Annotated in this window: 15 protein-coding genes, 2 tRNA genes and 1 pseudogene; 12 read left to right on the top strand and 6 right to left on the bottom strand. The window is 66.7% G+C overall.

Translation table 11 applies throughout. The features are described from left to right. Positions 1–18: 18 nt before the first annotated feature. On the bottom strand, positions 19–636 hold the full coding sequence (locus ACFXJ8_RS21270; RefSeq protein WP_379645644.1) for a uridine kinase: 618 nt from the start codon (positions 634–636) through the stop codon (positions 19–21). Between the two features lie 131 nt (positions 637–767). On the opposite strand from ACFXJ8_RS21270, the gene ACFXJ8_RS21265 reads away from it, so the two are divergent. From ACFXJ8_RS21265 to ACFXJ8_RS21255, 3 genes are all read left to right on the top strand, one after another. Next, positions 768–1,541 (top strand): maleylpyruvate isomerase N-terminal domain-containing protein, encoded by a 774-nt coding sequence (locus ACFXJ8_RS21265; protein WP_379645643.1) that lies wholly within the window; start codon positions 768–770, stop codon positions 1,539–1,541. Positions 1,542–2,069: 528 nt separating this feature from the next. Beyond that, the gene (locus ACFXJ8_RS21260; RefSeq protein WP_379645642.1) at positions 2,070–2,795 is read left to right on the top strand and encodes a VOC family protein; all 726 of its coding nucleotides are present in this window, start codon (positions 2,070–2,072) and stop codon (positions 2,793–2,795) included. Positions 2,796–4,050: 1,255 nt separating this feature from the next. Further along, positions 4,051–4,527 (top strand): YcxB family protein, encoded by a 477-nt coding sequence (locus tag ACFXJ8_RS21255; protein ID WP_379645641.1) that lies wholly within the window; start codon positions 4,051–4,053, stop codon positions 4,525–4,527. A 69-nt stretch (positions 4,528–4,596) separates the two neighbouring features. Here ACFXJ8_RS21255 and ACFXJ8_RS21250 read toward each other — a convergent pair whose 3' ends face one another. The 3 genes and pseudogenes from ACFXJ8_RS21250 to ACFXJ8_RS21240 form a co-directional block, all read right to left on the bottom strand. Next, the gene (locus tag ACFXJ8_RS21250) at positions 4,597–4,992 is read right to left on the bottom strand and encodes a hypothetical protein (RefSeq protein ID WP_379645640.1); all 396 of its coding nucleotides are present in this window, start codon (positions 4,990–4,992) and stop codon (positions 4,597–4,599) included. A 10-nt stretch (positions 4,993–5,002) separates the two neighbouring features. Continuing rightward, on the bottom strand, positions 5,003–5,608 hold the full coding sequence (locus tag ACFXJ8_RS21245; RefSeq protein ID WP_379645776.1) for a transposase: 606 nt from the start codon (positions 5,606–5,608) through the stop codon (positions 5,003–5,005). After that, positions 5,608–5,898: pseudogene (locus ACFXJ8_RS21240) on the bottom strand (transposase); the annotation flags it as partial. The gene ACFXJ8_RS21245 and the pseudogene ACFXJ8_RS21240, both read right to left, overlap by 1 nt. A gap of 370 nt (positions 5,899–6,268) precedes the next feature. On the opposite strand from ACFXJ8_RS21240, the gene ACFXJ8_RS21235 reads away from it, so the two are divergent. Continuing rightward, the gene (locus ACFXJ8_RS21235; protein ID WP_379645639.1) at positions 6,269–7,249 is read left to right on the top strand and encodes a tyrosine-type recombinase/integrase; all 981 of its coding nucleotides are present in this window, start codon (positions 6,269–6,271) and stop codon (positions 7,247–7,249) included. Between the two features lie 52 nt (positions 7,250–7,301). Here the strand turns inward: ACFXJ8_RS21235 and ACFXJ8_RS21230 are convergent. Further along, positions 7,302–7,372 (bottom strand) — tRNA-Gly (locus ACFXJ8_RS21230). A gap of 89 nt (positions 7,373–7,461) precedes the next feature. On the opposite strand from ACFXJ8_RS21230, the gene ACFXJ8_RS21225 reads away from it, so the two are divergent. Further along, positions 7,462–7,535 (top strand) — tRNA-Pro (locus ACFXJ8_RS21225). Between the two features lie 98 nt (positions 7,536–7,633). Here ACFXJ8_RS21225 and ACFXJ8_RS21220 read toward each other — a convergent pair. Further along, positions 7,634–8,101: an ATP-binding protein gene (locus tag ACFXJ8_RS21220; RefSeq protein ID WP_379645638.1), complete on the bottom strand. Its 468-nt coding sequence runs from the start codon at positions 8,099–8,101 to the stop codon at positions 7,634–7,636. A 227-nt stretch (positions 8,102–8,328) separates the two neighbouring features. Here ACFXJ8_RS21220 and ACFXJ8_RS21215 point away from each other — a divergent pair, with 227 nt between their 5' ends. The 7 genes from ACFXJ8_RS21215 (at position 8,329) to ACFXJ8_RS21185 (ending at position 17,886) form a co-directional block, all read left to right on the top strand. Next, on the top strand, positions 8,329–9,195 hold the full coding sequence (locus ACFXJ8_RS21215; protein ID WP_379645637.1) for a helix-turn-helix domain-containing protein: 867 nt from the start codon (positions 8,329–8,331) through the stop codon (positions 9,193–9,195). A gap of 165 nt (positions 9,196–9,360) precedes the next feature. After that, the gene (tig, locus tag ACFXJ8_RS21210) at positions 9,361–10,725 is read left to right on the top strand and encodes a trigger factor (protein ID WP_379645636.1); all 1,365 of its coding nucleotides are present in this window, start codon (positions 9,361–9,363) and stop codon (positions 10,723–10,725) included. Positions 10,726–10,830: 105 nt separating this feature from the next. After that, a complete protein-coding gene (locus ACFXJ8_RS21205; RefSeq protein WP_379645635.1) occupies positions 10,831–12,369 on the top strand; it encodes a Na+/H+ antiporter in 1,539 nt (512 codons plus the stop codon). A 113-nt stretch (positions 12,370–12,482) separates the two neighbouring features. Next, positions 12,483–13,115 carry a ClpP family protease gene (locus ACFXJ8_RS21200; protein WP_379645634.1) on the top strand — a complete coding sequence of 211 codons (633 nt, stop codon included), beginning with the start codon at positions 12,483–12,485 and terminating at the stop codon, positions 13,113–13,115. A gap of 12 nt (positions 13,116–13,127) precedes the next feature. After that, positions 13,128–13,751 (top strand): ATP-dependent Clp protease proteolytic subunit, encoded by a 624-nt coding sequence (locus ACFXJ8_RS21195; protein WP_379645633.1) that lies wholly within the window; start codon positions 13,128–13,130, stop codon positions 13,749–13,751. Positions 13,752–13,926: 175 nt separating this feature from the next. Then, positions 13,927–15,210, top strand: a complete 1,284-nt coding sequence (clpX, locus tag ACFXJ8_RS21190; RefSeq protein WP_379572676.1) for an ATP-dependent Clp protease ATP-binding subunit ClpX — start codon at positions 13,927–13,929, stop codon at positions 15,208–15,210. A 111-nt stretch (positions 15,211–15,321) separates the two neighbouring features. Beyond that, complete coding sequence (locus ACFXJ8_RS21185) at positions 15,322–17,886, top strand: valine--tRNA ligase (RefSeq protein WP_379645632.1); 2,565 nt, start codon at positions 15,322–15,324, stop codon at positions 17,884–17,886. Positions 17,887–18,338 lie beyond the last annotated feature (452 nt).

The following is an 18,338-nucleotide window of genomic DNA, read 5'->3' as shown; positions in this document are numbered from 1 at the left end:
CGCTGCGGGTGTGGCGGCTCACGTGAGGAGCGCGGGGTGGCGTGGATCGTCGGCCTTGACGACCACGTCGGCCGACCGGGCGGGCGCCACCTCGCGCTCGTAGCGCTCGTAGGCGGGCAGTCGCCAGCTGTGGGCGGGGTCGCCGCGCCGTACCAGGGCCGCCTTCGACAGCCACAGGTGAACGGTCAGCTCGGCGGGCAGCCCGCGCCCGAGCAGCAGCGTGCCGTCCAGCAGCAGCACGCCGCCCTCCGGCATCCTCTGGTACGGCGCGCGCGTGGCCCGGTCGGTCTCGCTGTTCCACAGTGAGGACACGATCCGCCCTGAGCCGCCGGGGGAGAGCGGGCCGAGCACCTCCCTGCGCAGCCCGCCCTCGTCCAGCCAGTCGTCGTAGAAGGCGTCGGGGTCGGTCCTGCCGTACTCCAGGCGCAGCGAGGCCGGCCTCAGGAAGTCGCCGGCCGACACCCGCCGCACCGCCCTGCCGCGCACCCGCAGCGGCTCGACCAGCTCGTCGGCCAGGAGGTCCGGCCGCGCGGCCGGCGCGCCGTCGACCAGCACCCGCACCCAGGCGTCACGAGGATGCGCCGCGACACGTTCGGCCAGCTCCTCGACCAGCAGCGCCGGTGAGATCGGCCGCACGCTAGAGCGCCCGCCCGTCGCCGGATCCGGGGTCGATCTGTCCGGTCACCATGAACGCGCCAACACCTCCACGGTCTCCGGCTATTCCGGCCACCGATCCGCCCACCCGAATGGCCTGGTTGGATCGGCAGATGGACTTCTCCCGCCTTCTCGGCTGCCTTGCCGACGACTTCGCCCTGCTGCGTGCCGCGGTCGTCGCCACCGACCCGTCGGCGCGCGTGCCGTCGTGCCCGGACTGGTCCGCCGGCGAGCTCGCGCACCACGTCGCCAAGGTCTATCTCCACAAGGCCGAGTGCATCCGGCTCGGAGCGTTCCCCGACGAGTGGCCGCCCGGCGTTCTGGACCCTGACCCCCTGACCTCTTTGGACAAGACCTACGAGGTGCTGGCCGGGCAGTTTTCCGCGCATTCGCCCGCCGACCACGCCGCCACGTGGCACGAGCCCGATCAAAGCGTCGGCTTCTGGATCCGCCGCATGGCGCAGGAGACGCTGATCCATCGCATCGACGCCGAACTCGCGGCGGGGCGTCCGGTGTCCCCGGTCCCGGACGATCTCGCCCACGACGGCATCGACGAGATCCTCAAGCTGTTCGTCGGCTACGGAAGCGCCCGCTGGCTGGACGACTTCGGCAACCTGCTCGACACGCCGGACGAGCGCCCCGTCCTGGTCTCCACGAGCCACCACGCCTGGACACTGACCGCCGTGGCCCGCGACAGCGCCGAGCCCGGCCACGTGAACGTGGAGGACGCGGACCCGGGCTCCCACGCGGACGCGCTGGTGAGCGGCGAAGCGGCCCCGCTCCTGCTCTGGCTCTGGAACCGCGCCGACGACGCCGCCGTACGGATCTCCGGCGACCCTGCCTTGCTCAAGCAGTTCCACGCCCTTCGGGTCGCCGCGACGCAGTAACCGCGGAAGATCGAAAAAGAATCTCCTAAGATCGCGAAAGGCCAGGCCTCCATGCGGATGACCTGGCCTTTTGCCGTCTGAGCGGACGACGGGAATCGAACCCGCGTAGCTAGTTTGGAAGAGTACGGTTCGTGATCTTGTGATCTGCGACGGCGCAGGTCAAGGGCATCTTCGTTCTTCCCGTGAGTCACCGTGATTGACCTTGATCGCCCGCCCTGCCGGGCACGCAACGGGCACGGTGGAGAGATCCTCTGATGGTGGCTAGTCAGCGTGCGGATTAAAAGATCCAGTTCGAGTCGTTCCAGATCGTTCAATGCAGGCCAGCGTCTATACACGATCCATCCTGGACGGCTCTGAACGGCCTCGTACTGCAACCCGGTGGCTCACCGACCGCGCACGCCGTTAAAGATCAAAAGCACTTGCAAATCACAGCCCTCCGATCCCTAAACCGAGCCAGGCTGCCAGTACGGCCGTGTTCGGGCCATGCCTGCTTGACTCTCGGGTAGCCCGAGACTGGATGCTGTCTGGGTGAGCAGCGACGATCTCATGAGTATCGGTGTCTTCGCCCTGGTTAGCGGCCTGTCGATCCATGCCTTGCGGCACTACAACGAACTCGGCGTGCTGCGGCCAGCGGTCGTCGATCCGGTCACTGGTTATCGCCGCTACCGCCCTGAGCAGGTCCGGCAAGCCAGACTGATCTGTGCGCTGCGGCGCATCGATGTGCCGATCGACGCAGTTCGCGTCGTCATGGACGACCCGGACGGCGAGTCGCTGCGCACCGTGCTGCATCAGCACCGAGAGCGGCTGGTGGATCGCGCCCAGGTTCTTTCCCGCATGGTCCGCGTTGTGGACCACTACATCGAACACGGAGTGGCTATGCCTGAGCTGAAGACCCCGCGCATCGTCCAGGTGACAATCAACGTCACGGACATCGCCGAGTCGATCTCGTTCTACCAGGCTGCGTTCGACGCGGTGTTCAACGAGGAGATCTCCTCGTTCCAGTTCGGTACCTGGCCGAGTGGGGAGTTCTTCCTGCTGACTGTCGCGCATGAGCCCAACGAGCATGACAAGCACGACGGTCCAGCCGGGGTGTCCCGGTTCGGTCTGCTCGTCGATGACGTGGACACCGCGCACCGCCGCGCCGTTGATGCCGGGGCCATCGAGGTCTACCCGCCGGTGGACAAGCCATGGAAGCCGCGGTCTTCGTGCGTGGCAGATCCCAGCGGGAACCGCATTGATCTTTTTCAGGGCTGACGGAAGACCCGTCGACGCATGGTGCCGTTGTGACTTCCGCTATGTCGTCGCCGGTGGTTCGGTCTGTTGCCGGGCCGGTCTCAACGGCTGGTTGGTGCCACTGGAGGACGGACGAGTACCGCACGACGGCGAGGATCACGCGGTGATCAGCCACGTTACTCGGTGAGCCAGGGTGAGGAACGAACCCTGGATCGTCGATCGCCCCCAAGTAGGCATGGTGGCCGACCATGCAGTGGCGAGACCCTCGCGACGGAGGCGGCGGCGCGGATGGGTCGCGCCCTCGGGGAGACGTGATTGCAACCCTGGGCGGGTTCTCCGATCAAGAAAAGGGGAGCCCGCCCAGGTCATGTGAGGTAGGGCACCCGGGGCTCGAACCCGGAACCTACGGATTAAAAGTGGGTCGCGCTCTCCTTGGATGATGGCTTGCTGACCTGTGGCCGATGTCGTTGCTCCCTCCTGGGGCGGGAAGAGCATTCCGCGTATATTCCGGACCTTGGTTAGAGGCCTACTGCTTGCGGCCGACCGAGCGGATCCGGGCTGGCTCAAGACTTTGAGGGTGAAGTCGTGTGGCCAGGCATTCGCGATGGGAGATGATAGCTGTGCTGCCGGGGCCGTCGGCGCTTCGGACCTCCATGACCACTCCATCGCCGCCCGGGCTCAAGATGGTGTGCGTTCCGCAGAAGTCGCACCCCCACCGAAAGCACGCCAGGTCCTCAGTACGCATCGTCAACCGCACCCACGAGGGCGGGAAGTGCCGGCTGACTTCCTGCACGACGGCGTCGACTTCGGACCCGACAAGAGGGTATTCGCAAGGAAGGGCACGCGGGCTCCCTGAAAGGCTGTCGATCATTGCCCCGTCCACAGACGCACCTATGTCCTCATGACCGGAGATCACCACCATGACACCCCACGGCTCATGGCTGGTCACTTGGACTCGCACCGCTTGCCCTGCGACAAGTCCAGCCCCCGCGGCATCAAATCGCTGCATCGGGTTATTCTCCCGCACGCCGACATCTCGGTCTCTCACGTCGGCTGACTCGGTGGTCGTCCAACCGAGGCGCTGTCAGCTTGGGAATTGCTGTGATCGCGGGGAGCGGACCTCGGGTTGCCTGGTCAGCGGGGGCCGGAGCGGTCGTGAGTGACCGTGGTTGACCCCTCGTCACCGGGGTTAATGGCACGGTGTTAAGCCTGTGACCTGTTGCGATAGGACGAGCCGTACACTTGCGCTGCCCACTCCACTCCGACAGGGGACACCGTGGACATTGCGACGGAGATCCGGCTGACTTCAAGGGAGGCTCGGCGCGCCGTTGTGGCCGGGGCCGGAAGATCTTTTGACAATTCCGTGCTCTGCGCCGTGTTCTTGGTCCCCTTCGGCGCCCTTGCCGCTGTCACCTACAACCTCGTGGTCGGCGCGATCACCATGTCGGCGGGACTGGCCTCGCTGTGGGTGGTTTGGAGGGTGTATCGCTACTTCTGGCGGGCGCGGCGGTGGCTCATTCGCCCAGCTCGAGTAAGGCTGACGGATGAGTCGATCGAATGCCGCGAGGAAGAGTTCGATGTCACCTACCGATGGTCGATGTTCACGCGCATAGAGAGTGGCCGAGAGTTCTGGTTCCTTCGCATGATCGATGGATCAACCCTCTACCTACCTCGGCGTGCGTTTGACCCCGGTCAACGAACGGAGATCGATCGTTTCATGGCGGACAAGACCCGCACACTTCCGGCCGCCTGACGCTCCTATGTGCAAGGGGGTTGGCTGGGTTGATATCTCGTCGTGGCTCTGGGCGTCTTGGAGCTGTCGTCATGTGTCCTGCTTGTCGGACGACAAAGCTGCGTGGGCAGCGTCGGCCGAATACAGGACGTTGATCCATCCAGGATGGTCGAGGTAGGCGTTGTCTGGAGCGGCGGGGCCAAGGTCATCGAGGACGAGTATGAGGGCGTCGACCACCATCTGCACGAGGTCGGCTTCTCGTTGATCAAGGAAAAGTTGGGGGATCAGTGCTTGTGCGCCGTGTTGGTCGATGAAGGTGTCGTCGATGAGCCAGTGCACGGCAGCGGTGAGGTCTGGCCATCCTTTCCCGGATCGCCAGTGTTGGTCCTGGTTGTCGCGGTCACTCAGGGCTCGTAGTGCCTCCAGCACGTCCTTGCGTCGCTCTGGCCACTGCACCCGCTGTTTGCCTGGATGTGCTTCCTCCACGGGTGCCAAGCTACTGGGGGCCTGTCGATGTCCCGTTGTTGTGGGCGTGGTGGTCGGCGATGAGGGCGCGGTAGATCACGTCTGACAGATGCCGTTTCAGGACGCGGAAGCTGCCCTTGGTGGTGTCTCGGGTGGTTTCCTGGCGTCGTTTCAGCAGCGCTCGGGCGCCTTCGTGGCAGCGGGCCTGGGTGATGGCGATGCGGTGCAGGGTGGTGTTGAGCTGGCGATTGCCGCCGCGGTTGAGCCGGTGTCGGTCGTCGTTGCCGCTCCAGACGGGGATGGGGGCGGTGCCGTTGTGCCGGGCGAAGGCTGCGGAGCTGCGAAACGGGTGATGTCGCCGACCTCGCCCAGGAGTTTGGCGGCAGTCAGCACGTTGACTCCGATGATCGCCATGAGACGCGGAACGCGGGCTTCGACGAGCGGTTCGAGCTCCTTTTCGATCGTGTCGATCTCGATGCTGAGAGAGTCGATGAGGGCGATCTGGGCCAGGGCGACCCGGCGGGCGGTGCTGGCCGGCAGGGCTTGAAGCTGTGTGGTGAGCTTGCGCCGGGTGGTGATCTGCTTGAGTTTGGTCACTGCGGCTGCCAGGTCGGGGTTGAGGTCGTGGACCAGCCATAACACGCGGTTGATCAGTCTGGTGCGCTCGGCGATGAGGGCCTCGCGGTGGTCGACGAGCAGGCGGATCGGCCGGGTGTGCTCATCGAGATGTGCGGTCGGCAGGTCGGGCTCTCGCAGTGCCAGACGGGCGATGGCCAGGGCGTCGATGGGGTCGGACTTGCCGCGCTCGCGTCCGCTACGCCGCTCGCCGGCGGTGCGGTTCGGCGGTACCGGTATGACGGTCTCGCCGGCCGCCAGCAGTCGCGGACCAGGCCGCCGGAGACGTGCCGGACGTCTTCCACCGCCCACACGCGCTGGTCGGGAGCGAGCTTGCGCGCCCAGAGCACGAGTTGGACGTGCCCCTCGCCGCGGGCCTGCACGGTGCGTTCGCCCTTCTTGCGGCCGACTTCATCGACTGCGACCGCGGTGTGGGTGCGCTTGTGCGGATCGATACCGATCACCATCATGGACGTGTTCTCCTTCATCGAAAGGGGACGACATCCGGGCTGGTCGGCGGACATATCTCAGTTGAGGGAACTGCCAGGCTCCTATCAAGTCATGCCGCCCGGCCCGGTCTATGTCGAGATCCAAGTCGCCGTGGACAGGTCAGGCACAAGCCATCGATAGTCCGCAGGCAGATCATCCCTGAGTCACCGCGGAGATCCAGCGTGGGGAGTGGATGAGCCCGGAAGCTGGAAAGGTCCTCTTCGAGGAGTACGCGGCACAGTGGATCGACGACCGAGTGATCAAGCGCACAACTGAAGGGCTCTATCGGAGCCTGCTCCGGAATCACCTCATCCCGACGTTCGGCAAGTGTCAGCTCTCCGACATCAAGGACGCCGATGTCCGTCGCTGGCGGAAGGAACGCTTGGGTGTGGCCGGCCAATCGACGGTGGCCAAGGCGTACCAGCTTCTCAAGTCCATCCTGAACACCGCTGTTGAGGATGAGTTGATCAGGCGCAACCCCTGCAGAATCAAGGGTGCTGGCACGCCCGACACGCCCGAACGCCCCATGGTCTCGCTGCCCAAAGTCCTGGAGGTCGCCGACAAGGTTCCGGACCGCTACCGGGCGCTCGTGCTCCTGGGTACCTTCGCGAGCCTTCGGTGGGGAGAACTGGCAGGGCTCCGCCGTACCAACCTCGATCTGGACGCTCGGGTCGTTCGCGTCGTCGGTACCTTGGCCGAGCTCAACGGCGGCACTCTCCTTGATGAGACGCCGAAGTCCAAGGCCGGTCGCCGCGTGGTCTCGATCCCCGCCGAGATCATCCCCGACCTTCGCAGGCATCTCGACAAGTACGCGGAGCCAGGGGAGTTCGGTCACGTCTTCGTCGGCCCCAAGGGCGGGCTCCTTCGCCGGTCAGCATTCCGGCGCATCTGGAACAAGGCGCGGGCCGACGTGGGGCTGCCCGAACTCCACTTCCACGACCTTCGGCATGTGGGCAACACGCTGGCGGCGGGAACCGGCGCGAGCCTCAAGGACTTGATGGTCCGCATGGGCCACGCCTCCTCAAGAGCCGCCCTGATCTACCAGCACGCCACCAGGGACCAGGACCAGGCCATCGCCCAGGCGCTCGGCCAGGCGTTCACGGCAGCGAGGAAGGGGCACAGAAAAGAGGCGTCGGGCACACAGCGGGCACGGAAGATCGAAAAGAATTCCTGAAGATCACAAAAGGCCAGGTCTCCATGCGGATGACCTGGCCTTTTGCTTTCTGAGCGGACGACGGGAATCGAACCCGCGTAGCTAGTTTGGAAGACTAGGGCTCTACCATTGAGCTACGTCCGCGCGAGCCGGTCGAAGTCTGGTCTAGACTTCATCCGGTCGTCAGGGCGTAAGCGTACCGGAGTCCCGGAGCGCATGCGTAACCGACGTCGCGGGGCGTGGCGCAGCTTGGTAGCGCGCCTGCTTTGGGAGCAGGAAGTCGCAGGTTCAAATCCTGTCGCCCCGACTGCCGTACATGCCAGAAGGCCACTCCACAACAGGAGTGGCCTTCTGCGTGAGATGGGCCTGAACCGGCGAGGCTTGGTTGCGAAACGGATAAGAAAATCAGGAGCCGGTGTGGAACAGCGCCCACACCGCCTTGCCGCCGCCGTCGAGGCAGTCCCAGCCCCAGCACTCGCTGTAGGTCTCGACGATGTAGAGCCCGCGGCCGTTCTCGGAGACGAAGTCGGGCTCCTTCGGCGTGGGGACCTCGTCGCTGGGGTCGGCCACCGCCAGCAGCACGTGGGGAGCGACCCGCATCAGCAGCAGGGTGATGTCGCGGCTGCCCCTGGCGTACCTGACGGCGTTGGTGACCAGCTCGGAGACCACCAGGGCGGCGTCGTCGCCGAGCTCGGACAGCCCCCAGTGGTCGAGGGTGGAGCGGGTGACGTCCCTGGCCGTGCGGACCGAGTCGGCCTTGAAGGGGAGGGGCCAGGCGGTCGTGTCCGGCTCTTCGGCGCGGAGGAGGCGGTCGAAGCCGACCTCGCGGGTGATCTGCAGGCAGGCGGCAGTGGTCAGGGGGTCCTCCACCATCCCGCCAGTACCTCCACTAATCCTGAAATAGTGCATATGTCGGCGATTGCCACCCATATGCACTAGGCCATCATGGGTCACCACAAGCGGTGCTGCAAGACCCAAATGCACGTGCAGCTGCAATGTGCAATTGCATCATGGTTACTGCCCAAGCGGACACACGGCTGAGACCTTGTCACAGCGCCGGGAACTAGTGACACTGTGTGCGGACCGAAGAGGGAGGCATTGTGACGCAGAACCCGCCGGGCTCGGGGCCAACGGCTCTGCGCATCCTGCTGGGCTCCCAACTTCGCCGGCTCAGGGAGTCGCGCGGCGTCACGAGGGAAGAGGCCGGTCACCTCATCAGGGGCTCCGAATCCAAGATCAGCCGCATGGAGCTGGGGCGTGTCGGCTTCAAGGAGCGCGACGTCGCCGACCTGCTCACCCTGTACGGCGTGGCCGACGAAAGCGCCCGCAAGGCCGTCCTCGACCTGGTGACCACGGCCAACGAGCCGGGCTGGTGGCACCGCTTCAACGACCTGCTGCCCTCGTGGTTCCAGGCCTACGTCGGCCTCGAGGAGGCCGCGGCCCGCATCAGGACCTACGAGGTCCAGTTCGTCCCCGGCCTGCTGCAGACCAAGGAGTACGCCAAGGCCGTCATCACCGCGGGGTCGGCCGGAGTCGGCGGCGAGGAGATCGCCCGCAGGGTCGACCTGCGCCTCGAACGCCAGCGCGTGCTCGACCGCCCCGGCGGCCCGATCTTCTGGGCGGTCATCGACGAGGCCGCGCTGCGCCGTCCCATCGGCGGCGCCGAGGTGATGAAGGCCCAGCTCGAGCACCTGATCGACCTGATGCGCCAGCCCAACATCACCATCCAGATCATGCCGTTCGACTTCGGCGGGCACAGCGCGGAGGGCGGCGCCTTCAGCATCCTGCGCTTCCCCGACCCCGAGCTGCCCGACGTCGTCTACGTCGAGCAACTGGCCGGCGCGCTCTATCTCGACAAGCGCGAGGACGTCGACCGTTACACCGAGGTCATCGAGCGCCTGTGCGCCGTCAGCACCACCCCTGACGAGACCGTGGACCTTCTCAACAAGATCAAGGAAGAGATCTGACCGTCTGTTCGTCGTGCTTGGGTGCGCTTCTGCCCTAGACTGGCGTGCGGCGTTGGACATTCGCCGGTGCGAGCATGCCCGACACCGATCATGTGGGCGCGGCGCGTGAGCCGCAGATCTGGACGCGCCCGCGGACACTCAAAGCTTGATCAAGGAGACCACCCCGTGAAGACCGCTGTCGAGGAGCTCAGCCCGACTCGGGTGAAGCTCACCGTCGAAGTGCCGTTCGACGAGCTTGGCCCGAGCATGCAGGCGGCGTACAAGAAGGTCGCGGAGCAGGTTCGCGTCCCCGGCTTCCGCCCCGGCAAGGTTCCGGCCCGCATCATCGAGCAGCGCTTCGGCCGCGCGGTGGTGCTGGAGGAGACCCTCAACGACGCGGTGCCGAAGCTGTACGGCCAGGCCGTCGACGAGGTCGACCTGTTCCCGGTCAGCCAGCCCGACATCGAGGTCACCAAGATCGAAGACGGTGAGCAGATCGAGTTCACCGCCGAGGTCGACGTCAGGCCCAACTTCGAGGTGCCCGACTACGCCGGCATCGAGGTGACCGTCCCGACCGCCGAGGTCACCGACGAGGACATCAACGCCCAGCTCGACGCGCTGCGCCAGCGCTTCGCGACGCTGACCGGCGTCGAGCGCGCCGCCGCCAAGAACGACTTCGTCGTCATGGACCTGCGCGCCGAGATCGACGGTGTCAACCTCGAGGAGCAGCAGGCCAACGAGGTGTCCTACGAGGTCGGCGCGGGCTCGGTCCTGCAGGGCCTCGACGACGCGCTCGAGGGCATGTCCGCGGGCGAGGAGAAGACCTTCCGCACCGAGCTGGTCGGTGGCGAGAACGCCGGCGACGAGGCCGACGTGATCATCAACGTCAAGTCGGTCAAGGAGAAGGTCCTTCCCGAGCTCGACGACGAGTTCGCCCAGCTGGCCAGCGAGTTCGACACGCTCGAGGAGCTCAAGGAGAGCATCCGCGAGCAGGCCCGCCGCAACAAGCTGGTCGACCAGGTCGTCCAGTCCCGCGAGATGGCCCTCGACGCGCTGCTGGAGCAGATCGAGATCCCGATCCCCGACAGCGCCCTCAAGGCCGAGGTCGACGCCCGCAAGCACAACCTCGACCACCAGATCGCCGAGAGCGGCCTGAGCCGCGACGCCTTCTTCCGTCTCTACCAGACGACGGAGGAGGAGCGCTTCGGCGAGTTCGAGACGAGCTCCGTCAAGGCGATCAAGACCGGCTTCGTCCTCGACAAGATCGTCAAGGCCGAGGAGCTCGGCGTCAACGAGCAGGAGCTGACCAACTTCGTGGTCCGCCGCGCCATGCAGATGGGCGTCGCCCCGAACACGCTGGCCCAGCACCTCGCCGACAACGACCAGCTCACGCTGGCCATGGTCGAGATCGTCCGCGACAAGGCCAAGACCGTCGTCGGCGACGCCGCCAAGGTCGTCGACGAGGCCGGCAACGAGGTCGACCTCAAGGCCATCTACACCGAGATCAACGGCGAAGAGGCCACCGAAGAGGCCGCCGCCACCGAGGAGTAAGCTCTTCTCGTCTCACGAAACCCCCGATCCCGCTCGCGCGGGACGGGGGTTTCGCCGTTTTCGGGGCAGGCACTCACTCACGGGACGGCGAGCGAGGGGAGGGCCATGGGCGACGAGCTGTTCTTCCTCGGGCTGGCGGTGGCCGTGGCCGTCATGGCCGGCCGCGTCATGGCCCGCAGACTGCCGGTGCCCGAGGCGATCCTGCTGGTCGGACTCGGCCTGCTGATCAGCCTGCTGCCCGGCGTGGAGGACGTGCGCGTCGACCCGGAGATCGTGCTCAACCTGTTCCTGCCGCCGCTGGTCTACCACGCGGCCTTCCTCACCACGCCACGCGAGACGCGCGCGGACGCGGGACCCATAGCGATCATGGCCTTCACGCTGACCTGCGCGACCGCGCTCGGCGTCGCGTTCGCGGTCGGCTGGGCCGTACCCGATCTCACGTGGGCGGCGGCGCTGGCGCTCGGCGCCGCGGTCGCGCCCACCGACCCCGTCGCCGCGACCGCGGTCATGAAGCGGGTCGGCGCGCCGCGCAGGCTGGTCACCATCCTGGAGGGCGAGAGCCTGGTCAACGACGGCGTCGCCCTGACGATGTTCGGCCTGGCGCTGTCGGCGCTCAGCCATCAGGTCACCGCCGGCGAGGCCGCGACCGAGCTGGTCAGGGTCGTCGCCGGCGGCATCCTGTACGGCATGGCGGTCGCCTGGGTCATCGGCAGGCTCAGGCCCCTGATCAGGGAGCCGGGCGGGCAGATCGTGCTCTCGCTGCTCACCCCGTTCGTCGCCTACATTCCCGCGGAGCACCTCGGTCTCTCAGGCGTGCTGGCCACGATCGTGGTCGGCTTCTGGCTCGGCATCAAGGGCAACGGCGTGTTGCAGCCCGCCTCCAGGCTGACCGGACAGGCCTTCTGGGAGGTGCTGGTCTTCCTGCTCGAATCGACGCTGTTCGTGCTGCTGGGCCTGGAGATCACCGATGTGTTCGCCGCCATGACCGGGCAGTCGTGGCCGCGCCTGGCGGCCACGGCCCTGCTGGTCATCGCGGTCGTCGTGCTGCTGCGGATGCTCTGGACGCTCGTGGTCGTGCCGCTGCTGCGCTTCAGGCGCTTCGAGACCATCGACGTACGGCAGCGCGTCGTCATGGGCTGGGCCGGCATGCGCGGCGCCATCACCCTGGCGATCGCGCTGTCCATCCCGTTCGGAGTGGAGCACCGGCCGCTGCTGCTGTTCCTGGCCGCCTGCGTCGTCCTGGCCACGCTCGTCGGCCAGGCCACGACGCTCGCGCCGCTCCTGCGCAGGCTCGGCCTCGGCGAGAGCGACGCCGAGATCAAGGAGGAGACCGAGGCCAGAGCCGCCACGCTGGAGGCCGCGCTGAGCCGTATCGACGAGATGGCCGCCGACGACCGCGTCGACGACCGCACCGCCGACGTCTACCGCCAGCTGTTCGAGCTGCGCCTGGACAGGGTCCGGTCCATCCTCGACGAGGACGACGCCCAACCCCAGTTGGGTAAGCTCAGGAAGGAGCTGGTCAGAGCCCAGAGGGACAAGCTCGACCAGCTCTACCGCAAGGGCCGGATCAGCACCCGCACCCAGCGCAAACTCCTGCACGAGCTGGACCTGGAGGAGCGCAGACGCGCTTCCCGCGGGCACTGACGCCGACCTGCGCCGACAGCGAACAGCCGGTGGACCGGGCATGACCTGGGGGCCGTGCGCGTTAAGGTCACAAGCAAAGCCCCATCGATTACGACGCATCGGAAGGTGACGCTGTGACCAGCCCGCCGACCTTCTATCAGCCCGAGTCGCGAGGCCGTGAGAACGGCTCGTCCTTCCGGCTTGAGGACCAGCTCTACCAGCGCCTGCTGCGCGAGCGCATCATCGTGCTCGGCACGGACGTCAACGACGAGATCGCCAACCGCATCTGCGCCGAGCTGCTACTGCTCGCGGCCGACGATTCCGACCGCGACATCTACCTGTACATCAACTCGCCTGGTGGGTCCGTGACCGCAGGCATGGCGATTTACGACATGATGGAATATGTGCCGAACGACGTGGCCACGGTTGCCATGGGCCTGGCGGCTTCCATGGGGCAGTTCCTGCTCTGCGCCGGTGCTCCTGGCAAGCGTTACGCGTTGCCGCACGCCCGCATCATGATGCACCAGCCCTCGGGCGGCATCGGCGGTACCGCCGCCGACATCGCCATCCAGGCTGAGCAGATGCTCTACGTGAAGAAGACGCTGGCCGAGCGGATCGCCTTCCACACCGGCCAGCAGCTGGACCAGATCGAGGCCGACTCCGACCGCGACCGCTGGTTCACCGCCGACGAGGCCAAGGACTACGGGTTCATCGACCACGTGGTCCGCAGCGCGCGCCAGGTGTCCTCGCAGGGCACCGTTTCCTAGGGGGAGCTGAAGTTGAACATCGAGAGCCGCTACGTTCTCCCCTCCTTCGTCGAGCGCACGTCGTACGGCGTGAAGGAGATGAATCCGTACAACAAGCTCTTCGAGGACCGCATCATCTTCCTCGGAGTGCAGATCGACGACGCCTCCGCCAACGACGTCATGGCACAGTTGCTGACGCTGGAGTCGCTCGACCCCGACCGTGACATCAGCATCTACATCAACTCGCCCGGCGGGTCCTTCACGGCCATGACGGCGATCTACGACACGATGCAGTTCGTCAGGCCGGAGATCCAGACCGTCTGCCTCGGCCAGGCCGCCTCCGCCGCGGCCGTGCTGCTGTCCGGCGGCACGCCGGGCAAGCGGTTCGCGCTGCCCAACGCCAGGGTCCTGATCCACCAGCCCTCCACCGAGGGCGGCGGCCAGGGAAGCGACATCGAGATCCAGGCCAGGGAGATCCTGCGCATGCGCGCCCTCCTTGAGGAGATCATCGCCAAGCACTCGGGCAAGGCGCCGGCCGAAGTTCGTAAGGACATCGAACGCGACAAAATTCTCAACGCCGATGAGGCCAAGGCGTATGGTCTGATCGACGACATCATCCCGGCCAGGAAGAAGCGAGCTCAGGCCGTCGCTTCCTGATCGAGACGCGACGCACCGGAGCGGTGCCCAATGGGGCACGTTCCGGTGCGACTCGCCGCCAGGGGGCTCACTGAGGGCCCAGAAGACGGTAACGTCGAAACCTGAGCGGTTCGGACCGGGTCCGGAGGATACGGATCGCGGGAGCAGGGCGGTCCCACGCAAAGGAGTATCTGGGGTGGCACGCATCGGCGACGGGGGAGACCTGCTGAAGTGCTCTTTCTGCGGGAAGAGCCAGAAGCAAGTCAAGAAGCTCATCGCCGGTCCCGGCGTCTACATCTGCGATGAGTGCATCGATCTCTGCAACGAGATCATCGAGGAGGAGCTCTCCGAGTCCTCCGAGCTCAAGTGGGACAATCTGCCCAAGCCGAGAGAGATCTACGAGTTCCTCGACGCCTATGTCATCGGCCAGGACAAGGCCAAGAAGGCGCTCTCGGTGGCGGTGTACAACCACTACAAGCGGGTGCAGTCAGGAGACCGCGGCAGGGACGACGGCCTGGAGCTGTCCAAGTCCAACATCCTGCTTCTCGGTCCGACGGGATCCGGCAAGACGCTGCTGGCGCAGACGCTGGCCAAAATGCTCAACGTGCCGTTCGCCATCGCGGACGCCACGGCGCTCACCGAGGCCGGCTACGTCGGCGAAGACGTCGAGAACATTCTGCTCAAGCTCATCCAGGCGGCCGACTACGACGTCAAGAAGGCCGAGACGGGCATCATCTACATCGACGAGGTCGACAAGATAGCCCGTAAGAGCGAAAACCCCTCGATCACCCGTGACGTCTCGGGCGAGGGCGTGCAGCAGGCGCTGCTGAAGATCCTGGAAGGCACGACGGCCTCGGTGCCGCCGCAGGGCGGGCGCAAGCACCCCCACCAGGAGTTCATTCAGATCGACACCACCAACGTGCTGTTCATCTGCGGCGGCGCGTTCGCCGGCCTCGAGAAGATCATCGAGTCGCGGGTCGGCAAGAAGGGCATCGGCTTCAACGCCATCATCAGGTCGAAGGAAGAGATCGACTCCGCCGACATCTTCGGCGATGTGATGCCGGAAGACCTGCTGAAGTTCGGCATGATCCCCGAGTTCGTCGGCCGGCTGCCCGTCATCACCTCGGTGCACAACCTCGACCGCGAGGCGCTCATCCAGATCCTCACCGAGCCGCGCAACGCCCTGGTCAAGCAGTACCGCAAGCTGTTCGAGATCGACGGGGTCGAGCTCGAGTTCACCGACGACGCGCTCGAGGCGATCGCCGACCAGGCGATCCTGCGCGGCACGGGCGCCCGCGGCCTGCGCGCCATCCTGGAGGAGGTGCTCCTGTCGGTGATGTACGAAGTGCCTTCCAGGCAGGATGTCGCCCGCGTGGTCATCACCCGCGAGTCGGTCCTGGAGCACGCCATCCCGACGCTCGTCCCCCGCGATCAGCTGGCGGCCAAGCAGCAGCGCACCCCGCGCGAGAAGTCGGCCTGACCGCGAAAGGCCCTCACGGCGAGGCCCCCGGAGTCCGCTCCGGGGGCCTCGCCGTCTGTTGTGGTGGCGGCGATTCCACGGAAGTCGCCTGAGGTCCCTAAACTTGACCGCGTGACAACGCCAGAGCTGCCTACCCAGTACACGCCCGCCGACGTCGAGACCCAGAGCTACGAGCGCTGGGTAGCGGGCGGTTACTTCGGCGCGGACCCGGGCAGCGGGCGCGAGCCGTACTCGATCGTGCTGCCGCCGCCCAACGTGACGGGCGTGCTCCACATCGGCCACGCGCTCGACCACTCCATCCAGGACGCGCTCAGCCGCCGCGCCCGCATGCGCGGCATGGAGACGCTGTGGCTGCCCGGCATGGACCACGCGGGCATCGCGACGCAGAACGTCGTCGAGCGCGAGCTGGGCAAGGAGGGCCTTTCCCGGCACGACCTGGGCCGTGAGGCGTTCGTCGAGCGCGTCTGGCAGTGGAAGGACGAGTCGGGCGGCAAGATCCTCGGTCAGATGAAGCGTCTGGGCGACGGCGTCGACTGGTCGCGCGAGCGCTTCACCATGGACGAGGGCCTCTCGCGAGCCGTCCAGACCATCTTCAAGCAGCTCTTCGACGACGGGCTGATCTACCGCGCGGAGCGCATCACCAACTGGTGCCCGCGCTGTCTGACCGCGCTGTCCGACATCGAGGTCGAGCACAGCGACGATGAGGGCGAGCTCGTCTCGATCCGCTACTCCGACGAGATCGTGGTCGCCACCACCCGTCCCGAGACGATGCTCGGCGACACCGCCGTGGCCGTCCACCCCTCCGACGAGCGCTACGCGCACCTGATCGGCACCGAGGTGGAGCTCCCGCTGACCGGGCGTCGGATCCTGATCGTCGCCGACGAGCACGTCGACCCGGCCTTCGGCACCGGCTGCGTCAAGGTGACGCCCGCCCACGACCCCAACGACTTCGAGATCGGCCGCCGGCACTCCCTGCCGTCGCTGACCGTCATGGACGAGCGCGGCGTGATCACCGCCCACGGCCCGTTCCTGGGCCTCGACCGGTTCGAGGCGCGGCCCGCCGTGGTCGCGGCGCTGCGCCAGCAGGGCCTGATCGTCGCCGAGAAGCGGCCCTACCTGCACGCGGTCGGCCACTGCTCGCGCTGCAAGACCGTCGTCGAGCCGAGGCTGTCGCTGCAGTGGTTCGTCAACGTCTCGCCGCTGGCCAAGGCGGCTGGCGACGCCGTCCGCGACGGCCGCACCCGCATCCACCCGCCCGAGCTGGCCAAGCGCTACTTCGACTGGGTCGACGACATGCACGACTGGTGCATCTCACGCCAGCTGTGGTGGGGTCACCGCATTCCCGTCTGGTACGGCCCGGCCGGTGAGGTCGTCTGCGTCGGCCCCGACGAGGACCCGCCCGCCGGCTACTTCCAGGATCCCGACGTGCTCGACACGTGGTTCTCCTCGGGGCTGTGGCCGTTCTCGACACTGGGCTGGCCGTCCCGCACGCCCGAGCTGGCCCGCTTCTACCCGACGACCGTCCTGGTGACGGGATACGACATCCTGTTCTTCTGGGTGGCGCGGATGATGATGCTGGGCCTGTACGCCATGGACGGCCAGCCGCCCTTCCGCACTGTCGCCCTGCACGGCATGGTCCGCGACCAGTACGGCAAGAAGATGTCGAAGTCGTTCGGCAACGTGGTCGACCCGCTCGACTGGATCGACCGCTACGGCGCCGACGCCACCCGCTTCACGCTGCTGCGCGGCGCCAACCCCGGCTCCGACGTGGCGGTCAGCGAGGAGTGGGCGGCCGGCTCGCGCAACTTCTGCAACAAGATCTGGAACGCGACCCGCTTCGCGCTGATGAACGGCGCGACCACCGGCGAGCTGCCGGCCTCGCTGACGGCGGCCGACCGCTGGATCCTGTCGCGGCTGCAGACCGTGATCAGGCAGGCCGACGAGGCGTTCGAGGAGTTCGAGTTCGCCAAGGCCTCCGACCTGCTCTACCACTTCGCGTGGGACGAGGTCTGCGACTGGTATCTGGAGCTGGCCAAGGTTCAGCTGTCCGAGGGGCTCGACCAGACCCGCATCGTGCTCGGGCACGTGCTCGACGCGCTGCTTCGGCTGCTGCACCCGCTGGTGCCGTTCGTGACGGAGGAGCTCTGGCGTGCGGTCACCGGCGGTGAGTCGGTGGTCGTGTCCACATGGCCCGTGGCCGACGCCCGCTACGCCGATCCGGCCGCGGAGTCGGAGATCCTCGCGCTGCAGGAGCTGGTGACCGAGGTCCGTCGCTTCCGCTCCGACCAGGGCCTCAAGCCGGGCCAGAAGGTCGCGGCCAGGCTCTCTCTGGCGGGTACGGCTGTCGCGGCGCACGAGAGCGCGATCCGGTCGCTGCTCAGGCTCCAGGAGCCGGGCGAGTCGTTCGCGCCCACGGCCTCGTTCGTGGTGGGCGAGGTGACCGTCGAGATCGACACGGCCGGTGCCATCGACGTCGCGGCCGAGCGCAAGCGGCTGGAGAAGGACCTGGCCGTGGCCCGCAAGGAGGCCGCCCAGGTGGCGGCGAAGCTGGGCAACGAGCAGTTCATGGCCAAGGCGCCGGAAGATGTGGTGGCCAAGGTGCGGGGCAGGGCTGAGGCGTCCGCGGCCGACATCGCCAGGCTCGAGGCGCAGCTGGCGGCGTTGCCGGCCGGCTGATCGACCGTGCGCCGAGGGCCCGGAGTCGCTTGCGACTCCGGGCCCTCGGGCGTGTTTGGGCAACGCGAACCGGGGGAAGACCTATTCGTTACCGAACATGGACGTCGCACGCGTGCCTGACTGCTACTCTTTTCAAGGCAGGGCGATGCGGCCTGCGGCGCCTCGGATCGAGGCCCTCGCAGAGGCTGCTAGGCTCTCACCACCCCCTCAGAAACAAGCTTGATCTTCGGACGAGGTCCCTACGGTTGGACACGGCCCGAATGATGGAGTAAGTTGTGAGGGTTGCCCCGGAAGCGGGGTGATCGAGATTGTAGCCAGATCGGCCGGTTTGACAGCAAATCGGACGAATTGGTAAAGTTAAGACATAACGAAGCGAGTGCGGCCGGGTGGTTGACGGTGAACGCGTCCGTTTCTTGAGAACTCAACAGTGTGTTAAAAGCCAGTGCATGATT

It is taken from the genome of Nonomuraea sp. NPDC059194 (genome assembly GCF_042754765.1).
GTDB lineage: Bacteria > Actinomycetota > Actinomycetes > Streptosporangiales > Streptosporangiaceae > Nonomuraea.
This window is presented reverse-complemented; position numbering and strand designations above follow the sequence as displayed.

Bases quoted from the DNA above. Each gene is read 5' to 3' on its own strand.
- ACFXJ8_RS21265 (WP_379645643.1), top strand. From the start codon at position 768: ATGGACTTCTCCCGCCTTCTCGGCTGCCTTGCCGACGACTTCGCCCTG.
- ACFXJ8_RS21245 (WP_379645776.1), bottom strand. From the start codon at position 5,608: ATGGCTGGTCCACGACCTCAACCCCGACCTGGCAGCCGCAGTGACCAA.
- ACFXJ8_RS21235 (WP_379645639.1), top strand. From the start codon at position 6,269: ATGAGCCCGGAAGCTGGAAAGGTCCTCTTCGAGGAGTACGCGGCACAG.
- ACFXJ8_RS21220 (WP_379645638.1), bottom strand. From the start codon at position 8,101: ATGGTGGAGGACCCCCTGACCACTGCCGCCTGCCTGCAGATCACCCGC.
- ACFXJ8_RS21205 (WP_379645635.1), top strand. From the start codon at position 10,831: ATGGGCGACGAGCTGTTCTTCCTCGGGCTGGCGGTGGCCGTGGCCGTC.